General features: G+C 33.3%; 30 protein-coding genes. 17 read left to right on the top strand and 13 right to left on the bottom strand.

Annotated elements, in window-relative coordinates; all coding sequences use genetic code 11:
* Positions 1–435 precede the first annotated feature (435 nt).
* Together PQO00_RS11020 and PQO00_RS11015 are read left to right on the top strand one after the other, a co-directional pair.
* Positions 436–1,137, top strand: coding sequence for a hypothetical protein (locus tag PQO00_RS11020; protein ID WP_274184899.1), 702 nt, complete (start codon positions 436–438; stop codon positions 1,135–1,137).
* A complete protein-coding gene (locus tag PQO00_RS11015; RefSeq protein ID WP_274184898.1) occupies positions 1,124–1,885 on the top strand; it encodes a hypothetical protein in 762 nt (253 codons plus the stop codon). The genes PQO00_RS11020 and PQO00_RS11015 overlap by 14 nt, the downstream gene beginning before the upstream one ends.
* A gap of 148 nt (positions 1,886–2,033) precedes the next feature.
* On the opposite strand, the gene PQO00_RS11010 is transcribed toward PQO00_RS11015, so the two are convergent.
* The 3 genes from PQO00_RS11010 to PQO00_RS11000 form a co-directional block, all read right to left on the bottom strand.
* A complete protein-coding gene (locus tag PQO00_RS11010) occupies positions 2,034–2,264 on the bottom strand; it encodes a VF530 family protein (protein WP_274184897.1) in 231 nt (76 codons plus the stop codon).
* Positions 2,265–2,356: 92 nt separating this feature from the next.
* Positions 2,357–2,566, bottom strand: a complete 210-nt coding sequence (locus PQO00_RS11005) for a DUF6500 family protein (protein ID WP_274184896.1) — start codon at positions 2,564–2,566, stop codon at positions 2,357–2,359.
* Positions 2,567–2,571: 5 nt separating this feature from the next.
* Positions 2,572–3,867: a DEAD/DEAH box helicase gene (locus PQO00_RS11000; protein ID WP_274184895.1), complete on the bottom strand. Its 1,296-nt coding sequence runs from the start codon at positions 3,865–3,867 to the stop codon at positions 2,572–2,574.
* Positions 3,868–4,045: 178 nt separating this feature from the next.
* On the opposite strand from PQO00_RS11000, the gene PQO00_RS10995 reads away from it, so the two are divergent.
* On the top strand, positions 4,046–5,899 hold the full coding sequence (locus PQO00_RS10995; protein ID WP_274184894.1) for a M1 family metallopeptidase: 1,854 nt from the start codon (positions 4,046–4,048) through the stop codon (positions 5,897–5,899).
* A gap of 395 nt (positions 5,900–6,294) precedes the next feature.
* On the opposite strand, the gene PQO00_RS10990 is transcribed toward PQO00_RS10995, so the two are convergent.
* Positions 6,295–6,966, bottom strand: coding sequence for a uracil-DNA glycosylase family protein (locus PQO00_RS10990; protein ID WP_274184893.1), 672 nt, complete (start codon positions 6,964–6,966; stop codon positions 6,295–6,297).
* Between the two features lie 286 nt (positions 6,967–7,252).
* On the opposite strand from PQO00_RS10990, the gene PQO00_RS10985 reads away from it, so the two are divergent.
* The 7 genes from PQO00_RS10985 to PQO00_RS10955 all read left to right on the top strand — a co-directional run bounded on the left by PQO00_RS10985 (position 7,253) and on the right by PQO00_RS10955 (position 10,878).
* Positions 7,253–7,501 (top strand): DUF6364 family protein, encoded by a 249-nt coding sequence (locus PQO00_RS10985; protein WP_274184892.1) that lies wholly within the window; start codon positions 7,253–7,255, stop codon positions 7,499–7,501.
* A complete protein-coding gene (locus tag PQO00_RS10980) occupies positions 7,498–7,920 on the top strand; it encodes a PIN domain-containing protein (RefSeq protein ID WP_274184891.1) in 423 nt (140 codons plus the stop codon). The genes PQO00_RS10985 and PQO00_RS10980 overlap by 4 nt, the downstream gene beginning before the upstream one ends.
* 143 nt (positions 7,921–8,063) lie before the next feature.
* The gene (locus tag PQO00_RS10975; protein WP_274184890.1) at positions 8,064–8,684 is read left to right on the top strand and encodes a Pr6Pr family membrane protein; all 621 of its coding nucleotides are present in this window, start codon (positions 8,064–8,066) and stop codon (positions 8,682–8,684) included.
* 2 nt (positions 8,685–8,686) lie between these two features.
* The gene (locus tag PQO00_RS10970; protein ID WP_274184889.1) at positions 8,687–9,103 is read left to right on the top strand and encodes an META domain-containing protein; all 417 of its coding nucleotides are present in this window, start codon (positions 8,687–8,689) and stop codon (positions 9,101–9,103) included.
* 2 nt (positions 9,104–9,105) lie between these two features.
* Positions 9,106–9,915, top strand: a complete 810-nt coding sequence (locus tag PQO00_RS10965; RefSeq protein WP_274184888.1) for an META domain-containing protein — start codon at positions 9,106–9,108, stop codon at positions 9,913–9,915.
* A gap of 19 nt (positions 9,916–9,934) precedes the next feature.
* Positions 9,935–10,405, top strand: coding sequence for a hypothetical protein (locus tag PQO00_RS10960; RefSeq protein ID WP_274184887.1), 471 nt, complete (start codon positions 9,935–9,937; stop codon positions 10,403–10,405).
* A 128-nt stretch (positions 10,406–10,533) separates the two neighbouring features.
* Positions 10,534–10,878 carry a hypothetical protein gene (locus PQO00_RS10955; RefSeq protein WP_274184886.1) on the top strand — a complete coding sequence of 115 codons (345 nt, stop codon included), beginning with the start codon at positions 10,534–10,536 and terminating at the stop codon, positions 10,876–10,878.
* A gap of 12 nt (positions 10,879–10,890) precedes the next feature.
* On the opposite strand, the gene PQO00_RS10950 is transcribed toward PQO00_RS10955, so the two are convergent.
* From PQO00_RS10950 to PQO00_RS10930, 5 genes are all read right to left on the bottom strand, one after another.
* Positions 10,891–11,637 carry a hypothetical protein gene (locus PQO00_RS10950; protein WP_274184885.1) on the bottom strand — a complete coding sequence of 249 codons (747 nt, stop codon included), beginning with the start codon at positions 11,635–11,637 and terminating at the stop codon, positions 10,891–10,893.
* A 1-nt stretch (position 11,638) separates the two neighbouring features.
* Entirely contained in the window at positions 11,639–12,397 is a 759-nt protein-coding gene (gene yaaA, locus PQO00_RS10945) for a peroxide stress protein YaaA (RefSeq protein ID WP_274184884.1), read from the bottom strand.
* Positions 12,398–12,423: 26 nt separating this feature from the next.
* Positions 12,424–12,621, bottom strand: a complete 198-nt coding sequence (locus tag PQO00_RS10940; RefSeq protein ID WP_274184883.1) for a hypothetical protein — start codon at positions 12,619–12,621, stop codon at positions 12,424–12,426.
* A 126-nt stretch (positions 12,622–12,747) separates the two neighbouring features.
* On the bottom strand, positions 12,748–13,785 hold the full coding sequence (locus PQO00_RS10935; RefSeq protein WP_274184882.1) for an RluA family pseudouridine synthase: 1,038 nt from the start codon (positions 13,783–13,785) through the stop codon (positions 12,748–12,750).
* 49 nt (positions 13,786–13,834) lie between these two features.
* On the bottom strand, positions 13,835–14,389 hold the full coding sequence (locus tag PQO00_RS10930) for a PASTA domain-containing protein (protein ID WP_274184881.1): 555 nt from the start codon (positions 14,387–14,389) through the stop codon (positions 13,835–13,837).
* Positions 14,390–14,618: 229 nt separating this feature from the next.
* Here PQO00_RS10930 and PQO00_RS10925 point away from each other — a divergent pair, with 229 nt between their 5' ends.
* The 4 genes from PQO00_RS10925 (at position 14,619) to PQO00_RS10910 (ending at position 17,594) form a co-directional block, all read left to right on the top strand.
* Positions 14,619–15,599 carry a D-alanine--D-alanine ligase gene (locus PQO00_RS10925; RefSeq protein ID WP_274184903.1) on the top strand — a complete coding sequence of 327 codons (981 nt, stop codon included), beginning with the start codon at positions 14,619–14,621 and terminating at the stop codon, positions 15,597–15,599.
* A gap of 85 nt (positions 15,600–15,684) precedes the next feature.
* The gene (coaD, locus tag PQO00_RS10920) at positions 15,685–16,140 is read left to right on the top strand and encodes a pantetheine-phosphate adenylyltransferase (protein ID WP_274184880.1); all 456 of its coding nucleotides are present in this window, start codon (positions 15,685–15,687) and stop codon (positions 16,138–16,140) included.
* Positions 16,137–16,610, top strand: a complete 474-nt coding sequence (locus PQO00_RS10915; RefSeq protein WP_274184879.1) for a hypothetical protein — start codon at positions 16,137–16,139, stop codon at positions 16,608–16,610. The genes coaD and PQO00_RS10915 overlap by 4 nt, the downstream gene beginning before the upstream one ends.
* Positions 16,611–16,865: 255 nt before the next feature.
* Complete coding sequence (locus PQO00_RS10910) at positions 16,866–17,594, top strand: phosphatase PAP2 family protein (protein WP_274184878.1); 729 nt, start codon at positions 16,866–16,868, stop codon at positions 17,592–17,594.
* Positions 17,595–17,836: 242 nt separating this feature from the next.
* Here the strand turns inward: PQO00_RS10910 and PQO00_RS10905 are convergent, their stop codons facing one another.
* Both PQO00_RS10905 and PQO00_RS10900 read right to left on the bottom strand, forming a co-directional pair.
* Positions 17,837–19,450, bottom strand: coding sequence for a SulP family inorganic anion transporter (locus PQO00_RS10905; protein WP_274184877.1), 1,614 nt, complete (start codon positions 19,448–19,450; stop codon positions 17,837–17,839).
* A 108-nt stretch (positions 19,451–19,558) separates the two neighbouring features.
* The gene (locus PQO00_RS10900; RefSeq protein ID WP_274184876.1) at positions 19,559–19,933 is read right to left on the bottom strand and encodes a hypothetical protein; all 375 of its coding nucleotides are present in this window, start codon (positions 19,931–19,933) and stop codon (positions 19,559–19,561) included.
* A gap of 167 nt (positions 19,934–20,100) precedes the next feature.
* Here PQO00_RS10900 and PQO00_RS10895 point away from each other — a divergent pair, with 167 nt between their 5' ends.
* Positions 20,101–21,837, top strand: a complete 1,737-nt coding sequence (locus PQO00_RS10895; protein WP_274184875.1) for a M14 family metallopeptidase — start codon at positions 20,101–20,103, stop codon at positions 21,835–21,837.
* A 161-nt stretch (positions 21,838–21,998) separates the two neighbouring features.
* On the opposite strand, the gene PQO00_RS10890 is transcribed toward PQO00_RS10895, so the two are convergent.
* On the bottom strand, positions 21,999–22,580 hold the full coding sequence (locus PQO00_RS10890; protein WP_274184874.1) for an NUDIX hydrolase: 582 nt from the start codon (positions 22,578–22,580) through the stop codon (positions 21,999–22,001).
* Positions 22,581–22,712: 132 nt separating this feature from the next.
* On the opposite strand from PQO00_RS10890, the gene pyrE reads away from it, so the two are divergent.
* Together pyrE and PQO00_RS10880 are read left to right on the top strand one after the other, a co-directional pair.
* A complete protein-coding gene (pyrE, locus tag PQO00_RS10885) occupies positions 22,713–23,357 on the top strand; it encodes an orotate phosphoribosyltransferase (protein WP_274184873.1) in 645 nt (214 codons plus the stop codon).
* Positions 23,358–23,453: 96 nt separating this feature from the next.
* Positions 23,454–23,849 carry an SRPBCC family protein gene (locus PQO00_RS10880; protein WP_274184872.1) on the top strand — a complete coding sequence of 132 codons (396 nt, stop codon included), beginning with the start codon at positions 23,454–23,456 and terminating at the stop codon, positions 23,847–23,849.
* A gap of 158 nt (positions 23,850–24,007) precedes the next feature.
* Here the strand turns inward: PQO00_RS10880 and PQO00_RS10875 are convergent, their stop codons facing one another.
* Positions 24,008–24,739, bottom strand: a complete 732-nt coding sequence (locus PQO00_RS10875; RefSeq protein ID WP_274184871.1) for a biotin--[acetyl-CoA-carboxylase] ligase — start codon at positions 24,737–24,739, stop codon at positions 24,008–24,010.
* Between the last annotated feature and the right edge of the window lie 44 nt (positions 24,740–24,783).

Below are 24,783 nucleotides of genomic sequence, written 5' to 3'. Positions count from 1 at the left end.
TATTTATTCATCAATTCAAAGTTATTAACATTTTTATTAGCTATGAGTCTCCCCCTGCACCCCCTCTTTAATCATCATCATCATTATAGATATAATCTATTATACAAATCTAAAGGACTGCGCTCAATGTGACAAATAAAGAACAAATTTCCTTAACTTAATGACATTGAACTAGGCTATGCCTACGCTTTTTGCCTTGAACTTCAATTTTTTATTTCTAAATATTCTATGCCATTTTATATCAACTTAGCTATATTATAAGCTTTTCTAACGTCATTCAACCAGATCAAAAACGATCATTATTTCACATTACAAACCCTAAAATTCAATTTGACTTTGTAAAAAAATTCAACTACCTTCGTTTAACAACCGATATAGTTCATTAAAACGCAACCATATCTAAGCATTGTAGGTAATTAAAACCAACCTTTACGAATGAATGAAAAACTAATAATTATACTGATTGTACTGCTCTATTTTTCGCCAGTATTTTATCAATTGTATTTATTACTAAAAGAACGTAAAGAAGAAAACAAGAAACTGCTGAAAAGGTTATTGCGATTTACGAAATACAGTTTTTTAATTCTAATTTTTACGTCAATCGTTTTTGGAATTTTAAGCCACACAAACTTTTTGAATTACGAAAAACCTATAACTTTTGACAAATACGACCAAATCACATTTCAGAATTTTAGAGGTCTTGAATTTTTTAAAAAGTCACTTTATGGCAATGAACGATTTGCTTATGTCGTAACATCAATAGATAGTGAAATTGATGATAATTCTGTAACTATACAATCATTATTCTATCCTTCACGCTCTTTCGTTTATAAAAAGAACACGAATAGTAAAGAACTCTTAACTCACGAAAAATATCACATCAAAATCACAGAATTGTTTGCTCGTAAGGCAAAACAAGAAATATCTGATTTAAAGATTATAGATAAAAACAAAATCGAGGGAATAATAAAAGATATAAAAACGAAAGAAAGAGCTTTTCAAAAAGAGTATGATTACAATACTTTTCACAGCTATGTATTAAGTGAACAAAAAAGATACGAGAAAGAAGTTGATAGTTTATTAACTTCGCTAAACCAATACAAAAACCCAAAAATCATAATTGATGACAAAAATTAAATACGTCCTTTTAGCTATTATATGCTTAACATTAACCAATTGTAAAACAGAAGAACACGAATTCCCTTTAGATAAAAGGTATTGGGATACAAATGATTATGACAAAGCAATTCTTGAATTAAGATTTGGTTACGAAGACGATGAAAAAAAACCGACTTTTGACAATCCAGAGCAAAGAATAATAGTTGAAAAATTAACCGACGAACAAAATTTCAAAATAGTACTTAAAGACAATGAATTAGGTACAAAACATCGGAATGCAGTTGCAACCGAATTCTTTGAACATTGGAAAGATATGCATCAAATCTACCAAGCAACTGACCGAAAGGATATGTATGTTTATGATATAGAAATGTTGGCTGTTTGGCAATATGGTTTGAGTTTGCAACTTGACTATTTTAAATTAGGAAATAAGGAAATATTAGAAAGCGCAGACGACCCAAATTCTACAAGAGTCAAGAATGTTATTAATTCGAACATTAGAACTTTAATTGACAATTATGTTATCTACTTGGATGAGATAAACGAAGAAAAGGCGTTTTCCGAAAAAGGAAAAACTAAACTTGCTGATGGAATAGATAAGTACTTTACCCAACTGATTGAACTTTATCCTGACGCAAATTATAGCGGAATGAAAAAGAAAGCGGAATTGATGCTTAAAAAGAGTGAATCTGACAAAGTTAAATCGTCTCTGACAAAATTAATTGAGTTAATCAATTCAAAACAAAAAACGGAAAAGGAAGAATAACTACCAACAACACCGTATAAAATTAATTGCTAGTGCAAGCCTACTTACGAAAATCCTCGCGGATTTTCTATTTGGTTTGTATTTGCTAAATTAGGTGCTTAAACCACGCAACTAATCTTATACAATCACGTTAAACGAACATCCAAAATTATTTATTCCTTTTTCGCTTTCGCAGCATTTCCAAATACATCGCTTCCACTTTAGTTCGTGCCCAAGGCGTTCGACGTAAAAACTTTAAACTCGATTTTACCGAGGGATTACTTGTAAAACATTTAATTTTTATAGTATAACCCATATATTCCCAGCCATAATGCGCCACCAGATCATTAATGATCTGTTCTAGTTTTATACCATGTAATGGGTTATTGGGTTGTTCCATTTTTATGTCAGATCGAGCCTTTCGACTTGAGTTCGTACCGAGCGGAGCCAGAGTACTCAAGGCAGGCTAAAGCCGAGATTTATATTTTTAAATTAGTCTACCAAACGCTTAATCTTTACAGCTTTCTCAAAATGATCGAGCTTATGCTCCATGATCCACCAGGTCGCAGCCTCCATAAGTAGCTCCGGGTTATCATTTTTATTGGCGAAAAAAGCATAAAAGGACAAACCCACATTTGGGCCTTTCTGCGCTATTTTTTTATCGCAAACCTCAATAATCTTATCTTTTAGAATTTTATTCATGATGACTAATTTCTTCTATCATTACTGCGCCTGTCATTTCTTCTTTTAGGGCGTCTGGAATGATTACTTTTTTGCCCATCTTTCTTTGAATTTCTTGAACCAGAATGGTTTTTGGGCCTGTTTCCTCCACCTCGCTGTTGTTTTTTTTCAGGAACTGTCGAAGCATTGGGATCAGGTTCAAAACCCTCAATAATTTCTACAGGAAGTTTCATCTCTATTAACTTTTCAATATCCCGTAAATAAGTGGTTTCATCGGCGCTCACTAAAGACAGAGCTTCTCCCTTAGCTCCTGCCCGACCTGTTCTCCCTATTCTATGCACATAATCTTCAGAAATATTGGGTAGCTCAAAATTTATAACATGCGGTAACAATGGAATATCCAACCCTCTGGCAGCAATATCTGTCGCAACTAAAACACGAATACTTCCATTTTTGAAACCTGCCAATGCTTTTGTTCTAGCACCCTGACTTTTGTTCCCGTGTATAGCGGCCGCACTAATATTAGAACTTATCATCTTTTTACAAAGCTTATTTGCCCCATGTTTAGTACGCGTAAAAACAAGCACTTGTTTCCAATTGCCCTCAGAAATTAGTTTAATAATCAATCCAGATTTTAAACCTTTAGCGACTCGATATATTTTCTGATTAATGGCCTCAACAGTGGTGTTTTCTGGTGTGGCTTCTACTTGCACCGGATGCTGTAAAATACCATGTGCCAATTTCTTTATATCTTTTGAAAATGTTGCCGAAAACATCAAATTTTGCCTTCTCGTTGGTATCATTTTTATGACACGTTCTATATCGCGCAAAAAGCCCATGTCCAACATACGGTCTGCTTCATCTAAAACAAAAATTTCGATCCTTTTTAATGATAATAAACCTTGACTTTCTAAATCCAATAAACGCCCTGGGGTAGCTACTAAAATATCAATGCCCTGACGAATCCTTGCCGCTTGCGGTTTTTGATTGACACCTCCAAAAATAACAGCACTTTGCAGGTTTAAAAACTCACTGTATTCTTTAACATTGGCATACACCTGTGCTGCCAATTCTCTTGTTGGTGTTAAAATTAAAGCACGTATGGGCCTGTATTTTTCTTTCGGATTTTCAGAAAGCAGATGTAAAAGTGGCAATGTAAAACCAGCCGTTTTTCCTGTACCGGTTTGAGCAGATGCCAAAACATCTTTTCCTTCTAAAATAGGTGGAATTGCTTTTTGTTGTATAGGTGACGGTGTTGTATATCCCTTTTTGCTAATCGCTTTTAGCAAGGCTTGAGATAGGCCTAATGAATTGAACGACATATAAATTGTTTGGCTAGCCCTATTTATAGGGAATGAGAGATGACACTACATAAATTAAAAATCACCCTCTTTAATTAAAGCGCAAATGTACACTAATTTTCGCCATGTCCTTTTTATTATTGATTTTAAAAGAAAAACGACTAACTTCGTGCCTCTTTTTAAAATATTAAAATTTGATATGAAAAAAATCATATTATTATCAGGATGCTTAATCATATTATTATCAGGTTGTTATAACAAAAAAAGCGCACCCGCATCAGACTATATTGAGGAACCACATTCTTTTTCTAAACCGAACGAAGCTGCTATTACCCACCTGGATTTAGATATTAATGTCGATTTTGATAATGAAATAATACATGGTAAAGCATCTTATTTAATTAAAAACAATAAAGCATCACAAATTATTCTGGATTCAAAATTTTTAACCATTGAAAAGGTACAGGCAGATGGTAAAGACACAGCCTTTTCTTTAGGTGATTTTGATGAGCAATTAGGAAGTCCTTTAAAAATTGATATCAATAACGATACGAAACAGATCACTGTTTTTTATAAAACCACTCATAAAACAGAAGCCTTGCAATGGCTAAAACCGCAGCAAACGACAGACAAAAAGCATCCTTTTTTATTCACGCAGGGGCAAGCTATTTTAACACGAACCTGGATTCCTATTCAAGACAGTCCGCAAATAAGAATTACTTATAACGCAAAAGTAAAGGTGCCCTCTCAATTAATGGCAGTGATGAGTGCTGAAAATCCTAAAACTAAAACACCAGACGGTCAGTACACCTTTAAAATGGCACAACCTATTTCCCCTTATTTAATTGCACTTGCCGTTGGAGATATTGAATATAAAGCCATTAGCAACCGAACTGGGATCTATGCCGAGAAATCCATGGTAGAAAAAGCACATGATGAATTTTCGGATATGGAAAACATGGTGGCTTCTGCCGAAGCATTATATGGCACCTATGCCTGGGAACAATTTGATGTCATTGTTTTACCCCCGAGTTTCCCTTTTGGAGGCATGGAAAACCCACGATTAACATTTGCGACACCCACAGTCATTGCAGGCGATAAAAGCTTAACATCGCTTATTGCACATGAATTAGCACACTCATGGTCCGGGAATTTGGTAACCAATGCCACCTGGGACGATTTTTGGCTCAACGAAGGGTTTACCGTATACTTTGAAATGCGTATTATGGAAGCGCTTTACGGTAAAGACAGAGCCAATATGCTAGCTCGCATTGGAAGGCAAGATTTAGAAGAAGAAATAGAGAGCTTTAAAGAAACTCCCGATGACACCAAACTAAAACTAAATTTAAAAGGCCGTAACCCAGATGATGGCATGAACAGTATTGCCTACGATAAAGGGTATCTCTTTTTAAGAACATTAGAAGAAACAGCTGGTCGTGAAAAATTTGATGTTTTCTTAAAAAGTTATTTTCAAAAACATGCATTCTCAACAATCCATACCGAAAAATTCGTGGCGTTTTTAAATGAAAACCTATTAGAAAAACATGATATAACCTTTAATACAAACGAATGGATTTATAATGCGGGTATTCCTGATAATCAAGCGATCATTTCTTCCGATAAATTCGAAACGGTTGAAAAAACAATTCAGCAGTTTGTTAAAACAAACACAGTAGATAAAACACTTACTAAAGATTGGACAACCCAGGAATGGGTACATTTTGTTCGAAACTTCCCTAACGATATTAAAACGGAACATATGGCCATGTTTGATGAAGCTTTCAATTTAACCAACTCTAACAATTCGTATATTGCCATGGTTTGGTATGAGCAAGCTATTAATCATGATTATCACGGAAATGATGTTGACGCTAAAATTGAGGATTTTTTAATTAAAGTAGGCAGACGCTGGTATGTTTCCACTATTTACAAGGCCTTTAAAAGGAATGATAAAACAGATGTTGCCCTGGCTATTTATAACAAAGCCAGATCAAATTACCATGCGGTAACCACAAATACTGTGGATGGTATATTGGGTTATAAGCAAGAGTAAATTATCATGTAACCATCAATTATTTATCATTTGAATGAGCGACGAGAAATCTCATACCATCTCTTAAAATATAAGAATTATGTGATGTCTCACATATGTTCGACATGACTAAAAACCTGAGTTCGATTTTAAAAACACTGATTTTCAGATAGTTAAAATAAAATATCATGAAAAAGCTGTCATTCCGAACGCTATCGAAAACAAAATATATTTGTTTGAAGATACAAAACGAAGCTTTTGAGGAGGAATCTCATATTTAAGGGATTTCTCGTCGTTCGTTCCTCTCTCTCTGTCGAAATGACAAACATCTGGCAAACAGTATTTTGTGATTGTTTTAAACACTTAAATAATAATCAAACTCAGGTTAAAAGTTATAATTGTTAGAATTAATTTCTTCAAAAAAACTCACGATACTGCATCTCCCTAAAATCAAACGTATTGAATTTAGGGTTTTTCGCTTTTAATTGCTTGTATAAAGGGATTCTGCTTATTGAAATATTGGCAGCACCCGATCCTGAAGTTAAAGACACTGTTTTGATAATACGTTTCGATGGAACAAGTGCCTTAGGCATGGTGAACTGGTGGATTCTGGGGATCTCATTATTCACCAATTCCAATTTTATTTTATAATCCCTAATATGTTTTCTAAAAAAATATTCCGGACCATTTTTACTGTTTCCGCCTGTAAATAACAAGGTATCTATAGTTGGGTATTGCTTTAAATAGCCAACAACATCTCGAAGTTTTATATTTTGCATGCCTAAGTCGGATGCATCTATTTTTTCACGTTCGGCACTTTCAACAATATCGCAAACACCTATTTTATTTTTAACTAAAAACTGTTTACGTTGTTCAACAGCCTTTGGTGAGTTATCGTAACGTAAATTTAAATCGTGGATTTTATCAATAAACAGCCATAGCGAGTTATAATAGCTTCCATAACAAAAATCGACATCCTTTTCTAAAAGTGCTCCCGTTGTAAATCGTGGTGGTGGCAAGGTGCCAACTATAAGCTTGGTCGTATCGTTTTGTATAAATGGTTTGTATGGGTGGGTGTGTTTAAACATAATATTCCTGTGCAGGCAGGCATCTGCCTAATTTCAACTAAAATACTTTTCTAAAAGTAATAAAATTGAGATCATATCAAATTAACTTTATAAGAATATAAGTACATTTGTGTATATTATATAAATAAACACATATTTATTATGCTTATCCGGGCATATTGGAGGAACAAACGCCATATTGTGTTTATTCAATGTTTGGGTGTAATTAAACCTCACAGCAAAAGTCATCGTTAAATTCAATTATACGGATTGTTTTTATATATTTGTACGTATAAAATAAATTATTATGGACACAAAGTTAACTTTAAAGCTCAATCAAAGGATTATTGAAAAAGCCAAAGAGTATGCTTCGAATAAAAAAATGAGCTTGTCTCGAATTGTAGAGGCTTATTTACAATCCTTGACTTCAGATAATGATATTTCTGAATTTGAGATTTCACCTTTCGTGAAAAGCATCTCAACAGGAACTGAAATCCCAGCTGATTTGGACTATAAAAAAGAATATTCTGATTATTTAATTGAGAAATATAAATGAGCAAAAGGATTTTTATAGACACAAATGTAATGCTGGACTTTTTAGGAGAGCGTAAACCATTTTATGAACCAATTGCGAAAATTGCAACGTTAGCTGAAAAAGAAAAACTGACAATGGTTGTTTCGCCTATTTCATTTGCAACAGTAAACTATTTTCTCGCAAAATTTGAGAATGGAAAAATTGCAAGGGAAAAACTACGGAAATTTAAGATAATCTGTGAAATATGCTCTCTGGACAAACAAACGATTGAAAAAGGATTGAATTCCTCAATAAAAGATTTTGAGGATGCTTTGCAATATTTTAGTGCAACAGAATCGGAGTGCGAAATTATAATAACAAGAAACGGAAAAGACTTTAAAAAATCGTTATTACCCGTAATGACAGCAGACGAATTTTTGAAATCATTGAATAGAAAATAACTACACCCAATTATTGCTATAAGTAATTGCTTGTTCTCGCTTACTTCTAAAAATCCTCGCGGATTTTCAGTTTGGTGTGTACTTGCAAAGTTAAACGCTAACCCACGTAACTACTCATAGCCGAGACCATTGTAAACAATAAAATGAAACGTAAAACTGAAATAATAGGAATGTCATTAAGCTGGTTTGCAGTCATTGTTCAATTTATCCTAATATTACTAAATAGGCAAGCCGATATTTTTGAAACAATCATTCGTTTTTTTAGCTTTTTTACGATACTGACCAATATTCTTGTAGGTTTGTATTTTACCACCAAAGTCTTTCATGTGTCAAGGTTTCCATTTAACCTATTTAGAAAAAAAGGTACACTTACCGCCATAACATCATTTATTTTTATTGTGGGATTGGTTTATCAAGTGGTTTTAAGAAACATATGGACACCAACAGGACTTCAATTCATAGTAGATGAATTGTTGCATACGGTTATTCCAATATTTGTACTACACTACTGGTATTTAAACATTAAGCACAATGATTTAACAATAAGCTCATTAACAATCTGGCTATTATATCCCATCTTTTTTTTATTTTTCGTATTGATAAGGGGTTATTTTTCAGGCTTTTATCCTTACCCATTTCTAAATGTAACCAATATTGGATACCAACAAACTTTTATAAATGCTGGAATTATATTTGGTGTAGCCTTAATTATGATGGGAACTTTACTATCAATTGGAAAAATAATAACTAAAAATCGACCATAATTATGAAAACAAAACAAATTCTATTCATCACAATCTTAAGCCTTGTATTTGCTTCTTGTGCTTCTAACAAAAACGAAAAATTATACAATACCACTTGGGAATTGGAATATATATCTGGACCACGCATAGCATTTGAAGGACTATACCCTGACAAAAAACCACAAATATCCTTTAATAAAGAAACCAAAAAGGCTGAAGGAAATAATAGTTGTAATGGCTATTCGGCAGATTATACTATTAAAGGAGATTCAATATCCTTTGGAGAACCTGGGCCAACTACAATGATGTTCTGTGGAAACGGAGAAAAAGTTTTTTTAAATATGATGGGGAAAATAAACAAATACAGTTTTGGTTCCGAAGGAAAATTAAACTTGATGATTGATAATGTTCCAATGATGCGTTTTCATAAAATACAGTAGCAATGAAAAGGTTTGTAATGGTAATACTATGTATTGGCTTGGTAATTTCATCCTGTGGGGATAAAAAGACAGAAAAGAAAAACAGCGAAGCAAGTACTAAAGAGATTTCTTCTGAATCAACTGCCAAAATAAATCCTTTATCACATAGAAAGACCGTTACAAATGTTTATTTCAAAGCCAATGGCACAGAACCATTCTGGAGCCTGACCATATCTGAAAAGATGATTAAATTAAAAACCATTGACGATTCTATAATGACGCCACATACATTGCCAGAACTTGCACAAGATGCCAATATAAAACTGTACAAATTGCATACAGAAATGGCAAAAATGAACATTCAAATTAATCAATTGGAATGTATAAATGCGATGTCTGGTATGGCTTCCCCATATTCGGTTGACATAGAATATATGAAAGGCAGAGAAACCGAGTTTACAAAATTAGAAGGCTGTGGAGAATATATAATCGATTATCGTTTGCATGATTTATGGGTGTTAGAAACATTGAACGGAAATGAAATTACTAAAGAAAGCTTCAAAAAAGACCTGCCTTCAATGGAAATCAATGCTGCATCAAAATCATTTACAGGCTATGCAGGATGTAACCGAATGAATGGAGAACTATTTTTTGAATTTGGCGTTTTACGATTTACTGATATTTCGACTACAAAAATGATGTGCGGGCAAAATAATCTGGAAAATGAGTTTTTAATGACCTTAAAAAGTACTACTTCCTATAAGATAGAGAACAATAGATTGTGGCTGTCTAACGCATCAGGACAACTATTGGTTTTCAAAAAAATCGATTAATTCTAAAATTTAAATTCAGATGAAAAAACTAATTTTATTATTGCTACTAATCATAGGCTTCACCAACTGTAAAAACAATACCGCAAAAGAAAAAAATACATCAGAAGAAAAAGAAGTTGTAGTTAATAAAAAACCAACTTCATTGTTAAAAACGGGCTGCTATTCTTATAATGCAGATAACAATGCCATTAATTTAGAAATCACCGATGTGGAAAATGGAATTAAAGGAAACCTAACTTATGCTCTTGATGCAAAAGATAGTAATTCAGGGACACTTAACGGAACATTAGAAGGCGATAAACTGTTTGGTGAATATACCTTTATGTCCGAAGGTGTTGAGAGTAAAAGAGAAGTAGCTTTTTTAATAAAAGACAATCAACTTATTGAAGGTTATGGAGAATTAAATGAAAACGGTACTGCTTTTGTTGATAAAAACAAAATATCTTACTCTTCGACGATGCCATTGACAAAAACAGATTGTGATAGATAAAGAGCATCCTAATGGATAAAACAAGTAAAGGTAATTGGAGTCATGGAGATTTTAAACTTATTACTTTGAAAGGCTATATTATCCAAAAAAATGGAATTGCTATTTTGGGCGGTAAATAAATGTGAGCTATGTACGAAAAAAGAACAGAAACACTTATTAAAAGAAAACAGTTTTATATTAGATTGTTAAAACACTTTTTGGGTATTTTGATATTGATTATCTTTTCGCTTTTAATTGGTATTTTTGGATTTATGGCCTTTGAGGGATTAACCTTAAGCGAATCCTTCTTGCATTCATCTATAATGTTATCGGGTTTAGGGCTTCTTGAGAAACCAAGTACTCATAATGGACATTTTTTTGCAGGTATTTATGGGCTTTACTCGGGATTGATATTTATTGCTTCTTTTGGTATATTGATAAGCCCTGTTATTCACCGTATAATACACAAATTCCATTGGAACGAAAATGAATAAAACGGATCAAGACTAAAAGTTGTGTGTGGTATGGGGTATGAAATCATTTAAAAGTTTTTCAACCTCTAATATGGTTGCTTTATAAATACGTTTATTAAGCTTTGTCATATGCTGGGATTCCGCATACACATCTTCTAACACCGCTTTGGCGTGATCTTTTTTATCATTGCTCAATAAAAACTTTGCATATATTAAACGCTCATCGTAAAAGGAATAGCGGATATCTATTTGCTTTAAGCTTTCTTCGGCTGCTTCTAACTTACCCATTTTTGCTAAAGCCAATCCATATAAAAATTGCACTCTCGATTTCTTAAATTCCAAACGGTCTTTTATGCTTTCTGCATATAAAATAACATGCTCGTAATCTTCAAGGTTAAAATACGCTTCTATTAATTGCTTAACAACATAAAAATCGTTCTGCAAGCTATCTTTTAAAGCCTCCAAATAATGGGGAATGGCATGGTTATAATCTTTTATCTCTAAATAAGCATCAGCTAAATTGACTCTATTTTGATACGATTCTGAAAATTGAAGCTGTTTCTCCAGATCTCTCACTCTTTTAGTCGGGTTTATAATGTGCGTTATTTCAGTTGTGATTTTTTCTGCGTCCCGTTTATTATAAACCTGAGTAATTAAATAAATAATACAGCCAATAACTGGAATAAAAAATATTAAAAAAGCCCAATAGTAGGGATTTCTGTTTTTATAAAGATGATATAGACAAAAGGCCTGAAGTGCAATAATTAAGTAAAACGCCATATTATCTAATAAAAACTAAATCGGTTTCTGTAGACATAGGCTCACTAAAATTATAGCCCTCATAATTAAAGCCTTTTATATCATCTAAAGTACTAGCATTAGTATCAATAACATAGCGTGCCATATAACCCCGTGCCAACTTAGCAAAGGTCATAATAGTTTTATATTCCCCATTTTTAAAATCCTTGAAGTTTGCAGTGATCACTGGCACTTTTAATGCCTTGGTATCAATAGCTTTAAAATACTCATTACTGGCCAGGTTTAAAAACAATTCCCCGGCTTCTAATTCCTCATTTAAGGCCTTCGTAATTTGCTTTTTCCAAAACTCATAGAGATTCTTATTTTTTCCAACGGGAAATTTAGTTCCCATTTCTAAACGGTATGGCTGAATTAAATCCGTTGGCTTTAACAACCCGTATAAACCAGAAATGATACGGACAGTCTTTTGTAGAACAGGTATTTTCCCTTCCGGAATATTATAAGCATCCAGCCCTCTATACACATCACCACTAAAAGCATAAACAGCCGGGCGTGCATTATCTGTTGTAAAAGGCAATTGCCAATCTTGATTACGTTGATAATTTAATTGACCTAAAGCGTCTGAAATACGCATGAGTTTTGATAAACTCTTGGCCGATTTCTTTTTTAGTAATTTATTTAAGCGCTCAGACTGCGTTAAAAACGGTGCCTCGGTATGTATTGTTGTTGGTAATTGACTTTCAAAATCAAGGGATTTTGCTGGTGACAGGACTAATTTCATTAAAGCTATTTTTTTAGTTAACTAAATTACAATAATTCTTTTATTTCTCCATTTTCAAAACTAAAGTTATAATCTCCCCTAATAATAAAATTTGAAGTAAAGGCTTCCTCTTGGGTTGGATACCATTTTTTTAGAATTTTATTTATTAAAATAAATAATCCCTCTTCATTTCCCAAAGCACAAAAACGCATAAGGTCACCGCTAAAAAAAGGGATATTTTTCATGCTATTTATTGAATTATAAACAGTTTCAATATTAGTAGTAACCATACCAATTTCACTTATTGACAAAATACTTTTAGAAGAAAAGTATGTGCACCTCTCAATATCCAGGTTTTTCCTCGCAATAAATCACTCCAATTCCTGATGCTTTGCATAGCCCCTCCATTTTTCAATGCACTGCTGCATATCCTCTGGAATGGACGTATCAAATCGCATAAACGCTCCTGTTTTTGGGTGCATAAAACCTAAGGTTTTAGCATGAAGTGCTTGGCGTGGCAATACTTTAAAACAATTATCTACAAACTGTTTGTATTTACTAAAGGTAGTGCCTTTTAATATTTTTTCGCCCCCATATCGGGCATCATTAAAAAGGGTGTGCCCAATATGTTTCATATGCACACGTATTTGGTGCGTGCGGCCTGTTTCGAGTTTACAGGACACCAAAGTAACATATCCCAAACGTTCCAAAACTTTGTAATGAGTTATGGCAGGTTTTCCTTTATCGGCTTCATCATCTAGAAAAACCGTATTTTGTAATCTGTTTTTTGGGTGACGACCAATGTGCCCCTCAATAGTACCTTCATCTTCCTCTACATGCCCCCAAACAATAGCGATATACTCACGCTCACTGGTTTTTTTAGCAAATTGCAATGATAAATGTGCCATGGCTTTTTCGGTTTTAGCCACCACTAAAAGTCCACTGGTATCCTTATCTATTCTGTGTACCAATCCCGGACGTTCACTGGAATTATTTGGTAAATTATCAAACCTATGGATTAAAGCATTTATAAGCGTCCCCGAATAGTTTCCATGCCCCGGATGCACCACCATACCTGCCGGCTTATTAACCACTAATAGTTCATCATCTTCATAGACCACATCAATTGGAATAGCTTCGCCTACTAATAAATTTTCATGTGGAGGGTGTGTAAACAACACACGAATACTATCCAAAGGCTTTACTTTATAACTCGATTTTACAGCTTCGTCATTAACAAAAATACTGCCGTTTTTTGCCGCTGCTTGAATTTTGTTTCTAGTAGCATTCTCAACAAAATTCATTAAATATTTATCTATACGTAAAGGAGTCTGTCCCTTATCAACCGTGAAAGCATAATGCTCATAAAGGCTATCCTCATCAGGTAATTGCGGCGTATAATCTTCCATTTACAGTAAAATTAGATATTAATATGTAGTAATAAAAAAACCTCTAACTTCAAGGTCTTTTACCATTACCCAAAACCAAATCTATCTTTGAAGTTTTTGACAGCATATCGCCTTTATTAATAGCTTTCCCTCTATAACGCATCTTTAGCACAAGGTCTTTGCCTATATTATTTTCGTAAGTAATTTTACCAACTTGAAACCCTAAAGCTTCTAACATGGGCTTTGCTTGTCTAAAGGTACGCTCTTTTAGGTCTGGAACTTGTATTTTTCTGTACCCCGATGGATTAAGTGTTAAATATATTTTTCTATTCTCCTTAACTTTTGCACCAGCGGGAGGCTCCTGTTCGATAACTGAAAACTTAGGATAATCTGGATTAAAATTTGCTGAATCTTGAATCTGCATCACCAAATTATTCTCTTTTAACTCTATATCTGCAACATTTATGGATTTACCAGTTAAATTGGGAACCGTTTCAAAATCACCATGATTTGTTAAAGATTTCAACCATTGAAGCATAATAAAACATAACACAAATACAGCCGCTAGTGCTAATAAAACTTGTTTTAAAAATGTTTTACTGGTAAGAAATTTAAATAGGCTCATCTGTAAATTTTTCGATAAGGCAAATATATAAAACAGAACGGTTTTTTCTTTTGCAATATATATGATATTTTAGCCTATATCTGTTTAGACATAAAATATTGTTTTAAAACCAATGTTATTTTATGCTTAGACTTGGTATGGATTTATAATAAATACGTTTTATTGTACATTTTAGACGGATACAAATTAAAAATATTTCCGTCTTCACGGAAATAAAAGAAATATGCTTATAAAAAAAAATATTGCCATCATTATGGGAGGTTTTTCAAGCGAATATGAAATCTCCTTAAAAAGCGGAAATGTTGTCTATGAAATGCTGGATACTACAAAATATAATAGGTATCGCATACATATATTTAAAGATAAATGGGTATATGTTAATGATGACAATGATGAATTCCCTGTTAACAGAGATGATTTTTCCGTTCAAGTAGCTAATCGTATTGTTACTTTCGATTGTGTATTCAATGCCATTCACGGTTCTCCTGGTGAAGATGGTTTTATGCAAGGGTATTTTGAATTGCTTAATATCCCTCATACCAGTTGTGGTATGTACCAAGCTGCTTTAACGTTTAACAAACGTGACTGTCTTAGTGTTTTAAAATCTTATGGTATTAAAACAGCAACGTCTTTTTATGTAAATCTGGGCGATTCTATTAATGAAGATCAAATCGTAGATAAAGTAGGCTTGCCTTGTTTTGTTAAAGCCAATAAAGCAGGAAGTAGTTTTGGAATTACTAAAGTGTATAAAAAAGAAGATTTACAAAATGCGATCGCCGTTAGCTTTAAAGAAGATGATGAAATTATAATCGAGTCGTTTTTAGATGGCGTCGAAGTGTCTGTCGGAGTTATTACTTATAAAGGAAAAACCAAAGTATTGCCCATCACTGAAATTGTAAGCGAAAATGATTTTTTCGATTACGAAGCTAAATATTTAGGAAAATCTCAAGAAATAACGCCCGCAAGATTAAGCAAAGAAGAAGAAGACAAAGTAAATAAACTTGCTAAAAAAGTATACGAGCTTTTAAAAATGAAAGGTTTTTCTCGTACTGAATTTATTTTTAAAGATGGTGAACCACATATACTGGAAATGAATACAGTTCCCGGATTAACAAAAGAAAGCATTTTACCACAACAAGCCGCTACTGAAGGTATTTCATTACCGTCGTTATTCGATAATGCTATTGAAGAAGCTTTAAAACGAGCATAACTAATACTAAGCCAAATACTTACAAATAGTTAATTAAAAAGTAAAAAAATTATGCAAATAAAATAAAATTTGTAACTTTAAGAACATGAAACGAGCCATATTCCCGGGATCTTTTGATCCGATCACATTGGGGCATTATGATATTATAAAGCGTGGTGTTACTCTTTTTGATGAAGTGATTGTGGCCATAGGTGTAAATGCCGATAAAAATTATATGTTCTCATTAGAGGAACGTAAACAATTTATTGAAGAAGCTTTTGCCAATGAACCAAAAATCAAAGTTGTCATTTACAAAGGATTAACTGTAGATTTTTGTAAAGAAATTGGAGTAGAATTTATATTACGTGGACTTCGCAACCCTGCAGATTTTGAATTCGAAAAAGCTATTGCTCATACTAACCGTGACCTAGCACCTATTGAAACTGTGTTCCTTTTAACATCGGCGGACACATCCTACATAGCATCGTCTATTGTAAGAGATGTTATAAGACATCATGGAGATTACACAAAACTTGTACCTAAAAGCGTAAAAATTAAATGAAACTTACTTGGATAACTCATTTACTTTTTTTGGTCATTTTTAATAGTTATGGCCAAAAGGACTTAAACAATAAAGACAAAGAGATCATTACATCTGAAATTAAACAAATGTTTGAAAATTACCATAAGGATATTACAAAAAATGGATTAGCAAGCGAGTTTAAATATTTAGATGCTTCTTCAGATTTTTTTTGGGTACCTCCAGGTTACAAGGAAACTTTAGATTATGACACCATAAAAAGTATATTAATTAAGAATTCTAAATTCATTAATTTTATTGAGTTTTCTTGGGAAAGCATTAAAATTCAACCTTTAACAAAAAAAATAGCAAACTATTCGGGCATTGTAAAATGTGTGCAAATTGACACCGACCAGAACCCAGTGACGTTTAAAATTATTGAATCTGGAACATTGATTAAACGTAAAGATGGTTGGAAATTCTTAAGTGGTCAATCAAGAAGTCTCAATTAAAAGCAAGGCTAAAAACAGCTATTAATAAGTAAACAGTCGCTTTTAACAATGCATGCTTCAAGGAATTAACTACATTAAGAAGCTACCTAAAAGGTCTTAATAACGACTTGTCAAGTTGAGTACTTGGAACTTATACCTTTTTCAATATACTTTAGTGTTAATTATTGCTTATATCCTATAATGCTTAACGCTACCAGTAAATTATTTTGCCTAAATTCCAATTAGTGTTATTTTGTATATCTGTTAAACAATGCAATGAGAGAAATTCTTAAAAGACTTATACAAAAAGTAAGGACGCTCCTTTTGCCCCATTTTAAAACTTACCACAATAAGCTGCCTTATATACTTACCGTTATAATTGCTTTGGTGGTGGTGGTAGTAGGTATTAACCTATTTATAGAGCTTACGGCAACACTAAAAACAGAGACCTTGGCAAAATACGACCATGCCATTACACAATCTATCATATCATACCGCAATCCGACACTTACGCAATATTTTAAATTTGTAACAGAAGTTGGAGATGTACATGGGTACCTATTTGTACTTGGTCTGAGCATCATATTAACGATTTTGGTTTTTAAGCAATGGAGATATATAGGCCAGATTGTTTTGGTCCTAGTCTTGGCTTCGGTTTCCAATATGATACTAAAAAGATTTATAGACAGGGCCAGACCTGATATAGAGCACCTGGTGGTTGTAAAAACACTAAGCTATCCCAGCGGGCATGCCATGAGCGCCGTGGCTTTTTACGGTTTTATTATCTATCTTATTTATAAGTTTAAGGTAAACAAATTCATTAAGACGGGGCTCATTGTGCTTTTTGGCATCCTTATTTTAAGTATTGGGATTAGTAGGATTTATTTGGGCGTACATTTCCCTTCAGATATTGTGGGCGGTTTCATCGCAGGAACAATATGGGTGTTTTTTTGTATCTTAATTTTTAACCTGTTGGAAGTGTTTAGAAAAGACCCTTTAACTTAGCTACAATGATTTATACAATGCATATAACCTAAAACTTCTCTCATGCGTAAGTTTGTTTTTATTTTTTTTGCTGTTGTTTTATTATTCTTTGTGATGGTATACATATCGGTTTCCGAAACACGGGACAGTTTCCGTTCCTGTAAAGTGCTACAGCCTGAAGATCTGGATATTTCTTTACCATGTTAATGAAATCGGTAATGAACTCCCAACTTCCTACTCCTAACACCTAACACCTAACAAAATTACAGCTTATACTCTGAAAGCCCTTTAGTAAATGCCTCAGGGTTTTCGGCCAAATGGTAGCGAGGATCGTCTATAGCCTCCACAATAACTTCCCTAAATTTTGGACTGGATTTGTATAACAAGATTTTACAATCTTCACTTAAATGTTTTAATTTTATTGTTTTTCCTTCAGCTTCATATTTATTAACTAAATTAAAAATAGCTTCGATGGCTGAATGATCACTTACTCGCGACTCCACAAAGTCTACCTCTACTTGCTGTGGATCATTTTTAATATCAAATTTTTCGTTAAAAGCTACTATAGATCCGAAGAATAAAGGCCCCCAAATCTCATATACTTTAGTACCATCTTCTCGCATGCGCTTTCTAGCCCTAATGCGTTTAGCATTTTCCCAAGAAAACACTAAAGCACTTATAACAACACCCGCAATTACTGCAATAGCTAGATCAAAAATAACAGTCAGTGCAGACACCGCTATTAAAACAATAACATCTGTGATTGGAATTTTATTTAAAATTCTAAAACTACTCCAGGCAAATGTACCTATAACCACCATAAACATAACACCTACTAAAGCAGAAATTGGTACTTGCTCAATAAGTCCAGATGCAAATAAAATAAAAGCTAATAAGGCTAAGGCTGCCACAATACCGGACAGTCTACCACGTCCACCACCTTTAATATTAATAAGCGATTGTCCAATCATAGCACAACCTCCCATACCACCAAATAGTCCAGTAATAATATTGGCGCCTCCTTGTGCCATACATTCCCTATTGGTATTTCCTCTAGTGTCTGTTAGTTCATCGACAAGATTTAATGTCATTAAGGATTCTATTAAACCAATCGCTGCTAAGATTAAGGCATAAGGACCAATAAACCTTATCGTTTGCCAATTAAATGGCACTTTATTAAATATATCTGTTTGAAATTGTGGCAGCCCCCCTTTTAAGCCTTCTCCCCCGCCATCTCGAATAAAACTACCAACAGTCGCCACATCCAGATCACCAAAAACGGCTATAGCAGAAACCACTAAAATAGCAATTAAAGCCTCAGGTAACTTTTTAGTTAATTTAGGCAGACCAAACATAATGGCCATAGTCAAGGCTACAAGACCTAACATAGTCCACATTTGAGAGCCGCTAAACCAATCGCCATCTACATCTTTAAACATTTTTAACTGTGCTAGAAAAATCACAATAGCTAAGCCATTTACAAATCCCATCATAACTGGATGCGGAATCAACCTTACAAATTTCCCTAATTTTAAGATCCCCGCAAGCATTTGTACAATTCCCATTAAAATAACCGTAGCAAACAAATAATAAAGACCAAGGTTTTCTCCTTCTGCCCCAAAAGCATTTCCTTCTGCTACTAAACTTACCATGACAACAGCTAAAGCCCCAGTTGCACCACTAATCATACCTGGGCGACCTCCAAAGATAGCCGTAATCAAACCAATCATAAAAGCGGCATATAACCCTACTAAAGGATCTACGCCAGCAACAAAAGAAAAAGCTACAGCTTCTGGCACCAAAGCCAATGCTACTGTTATTCCGCTTAAAATATCATTCTTGGCGTTTGCTGCACGCTTTCTAATAAATTCGGTCATGGTTTGTTTTTTGAAGGTGCAAATTTACACTTAAAATGCAGAGAAGCAACAAGTAATCTTTATTTTGATGGGGAACGGCACTAAAACGATTGAGTAATAGTATAAAAATCAAACAATTACACCTTTATTTAACCATGTTAAGGCTTCTTCTCTATCTTGAAACAATTTAAGCGCCTTATAACTATTTCCATTAACACCCAACAAGGCTTTTGTTGACATTAATGCGCTACTAGTCCCTATAACAATAGCTACAGCTTTAATTCCATCTAAATGAGTAATTTTTCTTTGGGCCGGAAAAGTATAGCTATAAGAATGTTTTTTATTTACTAATAATGAGAACGGAGCCTCTAGGTTATTTAGCAAAAAAAACTGATATTGATTAACCATAGCTTCATCCATTTCAATACCATCATCAACGACCACTTCAGCCAGTTTATAATTAATTATGGTAATAGTACCAAACGACAGTCTATAGCTTTTCATAAAAAATATTTTTTTTGAGAGATTAATAAAATTTACTAACAACTTCGAAAAAACGGCCCCCTATCTATTATGAAAGATATCACTTACAATGCCAAGTTAGTTATTTTTTTCTAATTTTAGCTTTTTTTTAAGTGTATCATTACAAAATAACTCCAGATATATTAAACATGAGATTAATACTTATCCTCCTATTTTTTTGCATTTCCTGTACCAATTCAAATAGAAAACCAACGTATGATTTTGAAACTCATTTTGAAAAATCGAAAGGATTAGAAACTGCAACGTATCAACAAACCATTGAATTTTATACACATTTAGCTCAAGTTTATTCAGAAATCGCTATACAAACTATAGGAGAAACAGACTCGGGGCAACCACTCCATATAGTAACCCTTAACCCTCATAAAGTGTTTGATTTTTCGAAAGTCCGTGAAAACAAAAAAAACATTCTACTCATAAATAACGGTATCCATCCAGGGGAAAGTGATGGTATTGATGCCACTATGATGCTTTTTAGGGATATTGTTCAAGGCAGAATCGAAACTCCCAAAGAAACGGTATTAGTGACCATTCCCATTTATAATATTGGTGGTAGCCTTAATAGAAATTCTACCACACGAACGAACCAAAATGGCCCAAAAGACTATGGTTTTAGAGGGAATGCAAGAAACTACGATTTAAATCGTGATTTTATAAAATGTGATACTAAAAATGCAAAGACGTTTACTCAAATTTTTCATTTGGTAAAACCGGATGTTTTTATTGATAACCACGTAAGCAATGGGGCAGATTATCAATATACGCTCACTCATTTGTTCACACAGCACAATAAGCTGGGGGGCGAGCTGGGAAAATACCTTCACAATGATATGATGCCAAAACTAGAAAAAAAACTGGCCTTAAAAAATTGGGACATGACCCCTTACGTGAATGTTTTTAATGAAGTTCCTGAAAAAGGATTCTCTCAATTTATGGATTCCCCAAGATATTCAACAGGCTACACAACGTTGTTTAACACCCTTGGCATGATGGTGGAAACACATATGCTAAAACCTTACAAACAACGTGTAGAAGGCACTTACGAACTTATGAAAAGCATGGTTGAAATCATAGAAGAAGACCATGTTACCATACAACAAAAACGAATGCATTCAAAAGAAAGCCTTAAGCACGTAAGAAATTATGCCCTTAACTGGGAAATCGATACCACAAAAACCACAACTTTAAATTTTAAAGGTTTTGAAGGCGCATTGATTACTAGTGAAATAACCGGCACTAAACGTTTGAAATATGATAGGAACAAACCTTTTATAAAAAAAATAAACTATCAAAATTACTTTAAACCCAGTATAGAAATTAAAGTACCAAATGCCTATGTCATCCCACAAAGCTGGCATAACGTCATTGAACTATTAAAATTGAATCAAGTTGAAATGACACCATTAAAAAAAGATTCAATAATGATGGTAGAATCTTATAAAATTAGGAGTTATGACACTCGAAAAACACCTTATGAAGGGCATTATCAACATTATGATACAAAGATTACTAAAACCCAAAAAGAAGTTAACTTTATAAAAGGCGATTATATTATTTATACACATCAGGATGCTTATAGATATTTATTAGAAACTTTAGAACCCCAAGCACCAGATTCTTTTTTCAATTGGAACTTCTTTGACACCGTTTTACAACAAAAAGAAGGCTTTTCTCCTTATGTATGGGAGGACAAAGCTTTAGAATTATTAAACAAAAGTTCGAAACTAAAAAAAGCATTTGAACATCGCAAAAAGGACATAACGGCATTCCATAATAATTGGTACGAGCAATTAGATTGGATCCACAAGCAAAGTGAATATTACGAAGATGCCCATATGCAGTATCCTGTATATAGAGTTAAATAATACCAGTTCTACCTTAAATTTATTTATGACAAAAAAATAGTATTTTTCCTGCCTGATTAAAAGAAAATACATTCATATCTGGGCTCAATGTCATTAAGTTAAGGTAGAAATGGTATTATTGGCATGGTCCAACGATCTATTTTGAACGCATGGCTTTTCGATCAAACCAACAACTTAATGTTTGCGTAAGAGTTTCCCAGAGCCTGTTTAGCTTGATTTTTATTTAACCATGCTACTTTAGTGATCCCTTCTTCTTCTTGAGCATACAAATTACCATTAAAATTGGTTTTCATTTCAAACCAATAAGTAATTTTTATTTTATGTCGCCCATTACGCTTAAAAATATGATAAGTAGTTTCTAAAGGTTTTGTTATTCTTAACCCAGCAACTCCCGTTTCTTCTGAGACTTCACGGATCGCCGTTCTTTCTATAGTTTCATTACCTTCTACCTTACCCTTGGGCAAGTCCCATTTATCATTCCTGTATATAAATAAAATATCATTGCTCTCGTTATATACTTTACCTCCACCAGCAATAACATTGGGTAATTTTTTTAAGAATTTTTTCAGAAGCTTATCTTCATTTTTATGAATAAGGCGGATTTCTTTTAAAGAAGTGGTGTTGAGTTCCTTTATAACTTTCCCAATATTTACAGTATCGAGCAAATAATTTTTAAAGTTGATCTCTTCTTCAACTTTAGTTGTTAATATAATAGGCTTGTCCCCAACAAAAACTTGATACATATGTTACAACTAACAATTTACAGTGTGGTAAAAATATCATTTTTAGTTATAATCTACTCATTGTTGAAAAAATATTTTTTATTCCTAAAGCAACAATCAGATAAAACTAAATTTATATGTAATTTTGCCAACATGATTTTTAACAAAGACACCGCAAAAAAAACCGCTGAAGTTTTATTACAAATTAACGCTATAAAACTTAGTCCAAAAGAGCCATTTACTTGGGCATCCGGATGGAAATCCCCCATTTATTGTGACAACCGTATTGCATTATCATTTCCGCTAATTCGTAATTATATTAGTGAAATTATGGGCAAGCAAATTGAAAAACAATATGGTAAACCCGATGTTATTGCTGGGGTTGCTACTGGTGCTATTGGTATAGGTATGTTGGTTGCAGATTATCTAGGGCTACCTTTTATTTATGTAAGGCCCGATGCTAAAGGACATGGTAGAAAAAATCAAATAGAAGGTTTTGTTGAAAGCGGGCAAAATATTGTCGTCGTTGAAGATTTAATCAGTACAGGAAAAAGCAGCTTAAATGCCGTAAAAGCTTTAAAAAAAGCAAATCTAAATGTAAAAGGCATGATTGCTATTTTCACTTATGGATTTGAAGTCGCTACCGAAAATTTTGAAAAAGAAAATATCCAACTTCAGACTTTAAGTAACTATGAAAGTTTACTGGAACAAGCTTTGGACACCAAATATATTTCTGAAGCAGAGTTAAAAACATTATCCGAATGGAATAACAATCCAGCAGAATGGAACGTTAATTGATATCACAAATGTATGTTGTTTAGTTGTGGGAACATTTAGGTAAAATCATAAAAACATAACTTAACAAACCTACAACAAACGAAAAACAGTAAAGAAATGAATTTAGAATCACCCAAAATTAGCGTTAATAAATCATCACAAGAAGTATTTGATTTTTTATCCGATGTTAAAAATTTTGAATCTTTAATGCCCGAAAATATTAGTAAGTTTGAAGTTTTAGAAAATGACAAATTTTTATTTGCTCTAAAGGGCATGCCCGAAATCATTCTTAAAAAGAAAGAAGCAATAGCTCCAAATAAAATAGTTTTAGGAGCGGCTGGCGGAAAATTAGATTTTTCACTTATTGGAAATATTGCTGAAATTAGCGAAACCTCTAGCGAAGTACAATTAGAATTCACAGGAGACTTTAACCCAATGATGGCCATGATGATAAAAGGCCCTATTAGCAAATTTATTGAAACGCTTGCTACTAGTATACCTAATGCAATATAGAGCCTGTTAACATGAAGCCTAAAATTGTTTTTTTCGCCCTTTTTCCGTATTTCGTCGTTGCTTTTTACCTACGTAGCCTGCTATGTTTGCCAAAAACCGTCTGGAAATCCGAAAAAATCTTCAAAAAAACCATGATTTCCGTTTAGTATTAACAGACCCTAGTACAAAAGGGTAATTGTTTTTAAATCGAACTCTTCTATAATATCATCTTCTAATAACACTTGAAGGTTTCCAGACCTAGAAATCCCTTTTATAAAACCAGAAAACACGGCACCTTCTCCATCTTTAAATGTTGAAGGTTTATTTTTCCTAAATAAGTAAGCTTCATAGTCTTTTTTTAAAATATCATGCTGCCCCTTTTTTAGAAGCAGGAAATAATATTTTAGGTTTTTTAAAATGACATGAACTATCTCATCCAAATCAAAAACCTTTCCGGATATCATTTTTAGCGAAGAGGCTTTGGGTAAATTCTCAAATTTAGTTTGATTTACATTTAAGCCAATGCCGATAATGGAAGCATTAATATTATTTTGTTTTATGACATTTTCTATTAAAATACCACAAATCTTCTTGTCTTCTGACAAAATGTCGTTTGGCCATTTTACACTTAATCGAGAAATTGAAAAAAACCGAAGGGTCTTCAGTAAAGCTAAAGAAGTAACAATACTAATATAAAAAGGGTCTTCTAAATAAAATTGAGATACATCTTTAAACACGCTAAACGTTAGGTTTTTAGATGATTGCGAACTCCAAACTGTTCCCATTTGCCCCCTCCCATTTGTTTGCTTTTTCGCAATAACAGTTGTATAATCATCTACTCTTTCTTCTGCACTAAGCTTTCTTAAATAGCTATTTGTAGAGTCGATGGCATTAAGTTTGACTATAAACATATTAAATTTATTGTGACACCCTAAAATCTTATGATTATTTTAAA

Origin of the sequence: Flavivirga sp. 57AJ16 (assembly GCF_028736925.1) — a bacterium.
Classification (GTDB): domain Bacteria; phylum Bacteroidota; class Bacteroidia; order Flavobacteriales; family Flavobacteriaceae; genus Flavivirga.
This window is presented reverse-complemented; position numbering and strand designations above follow the sequence as displayed.

What these genes read in the sequence shown, in the direction of transcription:
- PQO00_RS11020 (WP_274184899.1), top strand. Translation starts at nt 436, where the DNA reads ATGAATGAAAAACTAATAATTATACTGATTGTACTGCTCTATTTTTCG.
- PQO00_RS11015 (WP_274184898.1), top strand. Translation starts at nt 1,124, where the DNA reads ATGACAAAAATTAAATACGTCCTTTTAGCTATTATATGCTTAACATTA.
- PQO00_RS11010 (WP_274184897.1), bottom strand. Translation starts at nt 2,264, where the DNA reads ATGGAACAACCCAATAACCCATTACATGGTATAAAACTAGAACAGATC.
- PQO00_RS11005 (WP_274184896.1), bottom strand. Translation starts at nt 2,566, where the DNA reads ATGAATAAAATTCTAAAAGATAAGATTATTGAGGTTTGCGATAAAAAA.
- PQO00_RS11000 (WP_274184895.1), bottom strand. Translation starts at nt 3,867, where the DNA reads ATGTCGTTCAATTCATTAGGCCTATCTCAAGCCTTGCTAAAAGCGATT.
- PQO00_RS10995 (WP_274184894.1), top strand. Translation starts at nt 4,046, where the DNA reads ATGAAAAAAATCATATTATTATCAGGATGCTTAATCATATTATTATCA.
- PQO00_RS10990 (WP_274184893.1), bottom strand. Translation starts at nt 6,966, where the DNA reads ATGTTTAAACACACCCACCCATACAAACCATTTATACAAAACGATACG.
- PQO00_RS10985 (WP_274184892.1), top strand. Translation starts at nt 7,253, where the DNA reads ATGGACACAAAGTTAACTTTAAAGCTCAATCAAAGGATTATTGAAAAA.
- PQO00_RS10980 (WP_274184891.1), top strand. Translation starts at nt 7,498, where the DNA reads ATGAGCAAAAGGATTTTTATAGACACAAATGTAATGCTGGACTTTTTA.
- PQO00_RS10975 (WP_274184890.1), top strand. Translation starts at nt 8,064, where the DNA reads ATGAAACGTAAAACTGAAATAATAGGAATGTCATTAAGCTGGTTTGCA.
- PQO00_RS10970 (WP_274184889.1), top strand. Translation starts at nt 8,687, where the DNA reads ATGAAAACAAAACAAATTCTATTCATCACAATCTTAAGCCTTGTATTT.
- PQO00_RS10965 (WP_274184888.1), top strand. Translation starts at nt 9,106, where the DNA reads ATGAAAAGGTTTGTAATGGTAATACTATGTATTGGCTTGGTAATTTCA.
- PQO00_RS10960 (WP_274184887.1), top strand. Translation starts at nt 9,935, where the DNA reads ATGAAAAAACTAATTTTATTATTGCTACTAATCATAGGCTTCACCAAC.
- PQO00_RS10955 (WP_274184886.1), top strand. Translation starts at nt 10,534, where the DNA reads ATGTACGAAAAAAGAACAGAAACACTTATTAAAAGAAAACAGTTTTAT.
- PQO00_RS10950 (WP_274184885.1), bottom strand. Translation starts at nt 11,637, where the DNA reads ATGGCGTTTTACTTAATTATTGCACTTCAGGCCTTTTGTCTATATCAT.
- yaaA (WP_274184884.1), bottom strand. Translation starts at nt 12,397, where the DNA reads ATGAAATTAGTCCTGTCACCAGCAAAATCCCTTGATTTTGAAAGTCAA.
- PQO00_RS10940 (WP_274184883.1), bottom strand. Translation starts at nt 12,621, where the DNA reads ATGAAAAATATCCCTTTTTTTAGCGGTGACCTTATGCGTTTTTGTGCT.
- PQO00_RS10935 (WP_274184882.1), bottom strand. Translation starts at nt 13,785, where the DNA reads ATGGAAGATTATACGCCGCAATTACCTGATGAGGATAGCCTTTATGAG.
- PQO00_RS10930 (WP_274184881.1), bottom strand. Translation starts at nt 14,389, where the DNA reads ATGAGCCTATTTAAATTTCTTACCAGTAAAACATTTTTAAAACAAGTT.
- coaD (WP_274184880.1), top strand. Translation starts at nt 15,685, where the DNA reads ATGAAACGAGCCATATTCCCGGGATCTTTTGATCCGATCACATTGGGG.
- PQO00_RS10915 (WP_274184879.1), top strand. Translation starts at nt 16,137, where the DNA reads ATGAAACTTACTTGGATAACTCATTTACTTTTTTTGGTCATTTTTAAT.
- PQO00_RS10910 (WP_274184878.1), top strand. Translation starts at nt 16,866, where the DNA reads ATGAGAGAAATTCTTAAAAGACTTATACAAAAAGTAAGGACGCTCCTT.
- PQO00_RS10905 (WP_274184877.1), bottom strand. Translation starts at nt 19,450, where the DNA reads ATGACCGAATTTATTAGAAAGCGTGCAGCAAACGCCAAGAATGATATT.
- PQO00_RS10900 (WP_274184876.1), bottom strand. Translation starts at nt 19,933, where the DNA reads ATGAAAAGCTATAGACTGTCGTTTGGTACTATTACCATAATTAATTAT.
- PQO00_RS10895 (WP_274184875.1), top strand. Translation starts at nt 20,101, where the DNA reads ATGAGATTAATACTTATCCTCCTATTTTTTTGCATTTCCTGTACCAAT.
- PQO00_RS10890 (WP_274184874.1), bottom strand. Translation starts at nt 22,580, where the DNA reads ATGTATCAAGTTTTTGTTGGGGACAAGCCTATTATATTAACAACTAAA.
- pyrE (WP_274184873.1), top strand. Translation starts at nt 22,713, where the DNA reads ATGATTTTTAACAAAGACACCGCAAAAAAAACCGCTGAAGTTTTATTA.
- PQO00_RS10880 (WP_274184872.1), top strand. Translation starts at nt 23,454, where the DNA reads ATGAATTTAGAATCACCCAAAATTAGCGTTAATAAATCATCACAAGAA.
- PQO00_RS10875 (WP_274184871.1), bottom strand. Translation starts at nt 24,739, where the DNA reads ATGTTTATAGTCAAACTTAATGCCATCGACTCTACAAATAGCTATTTA.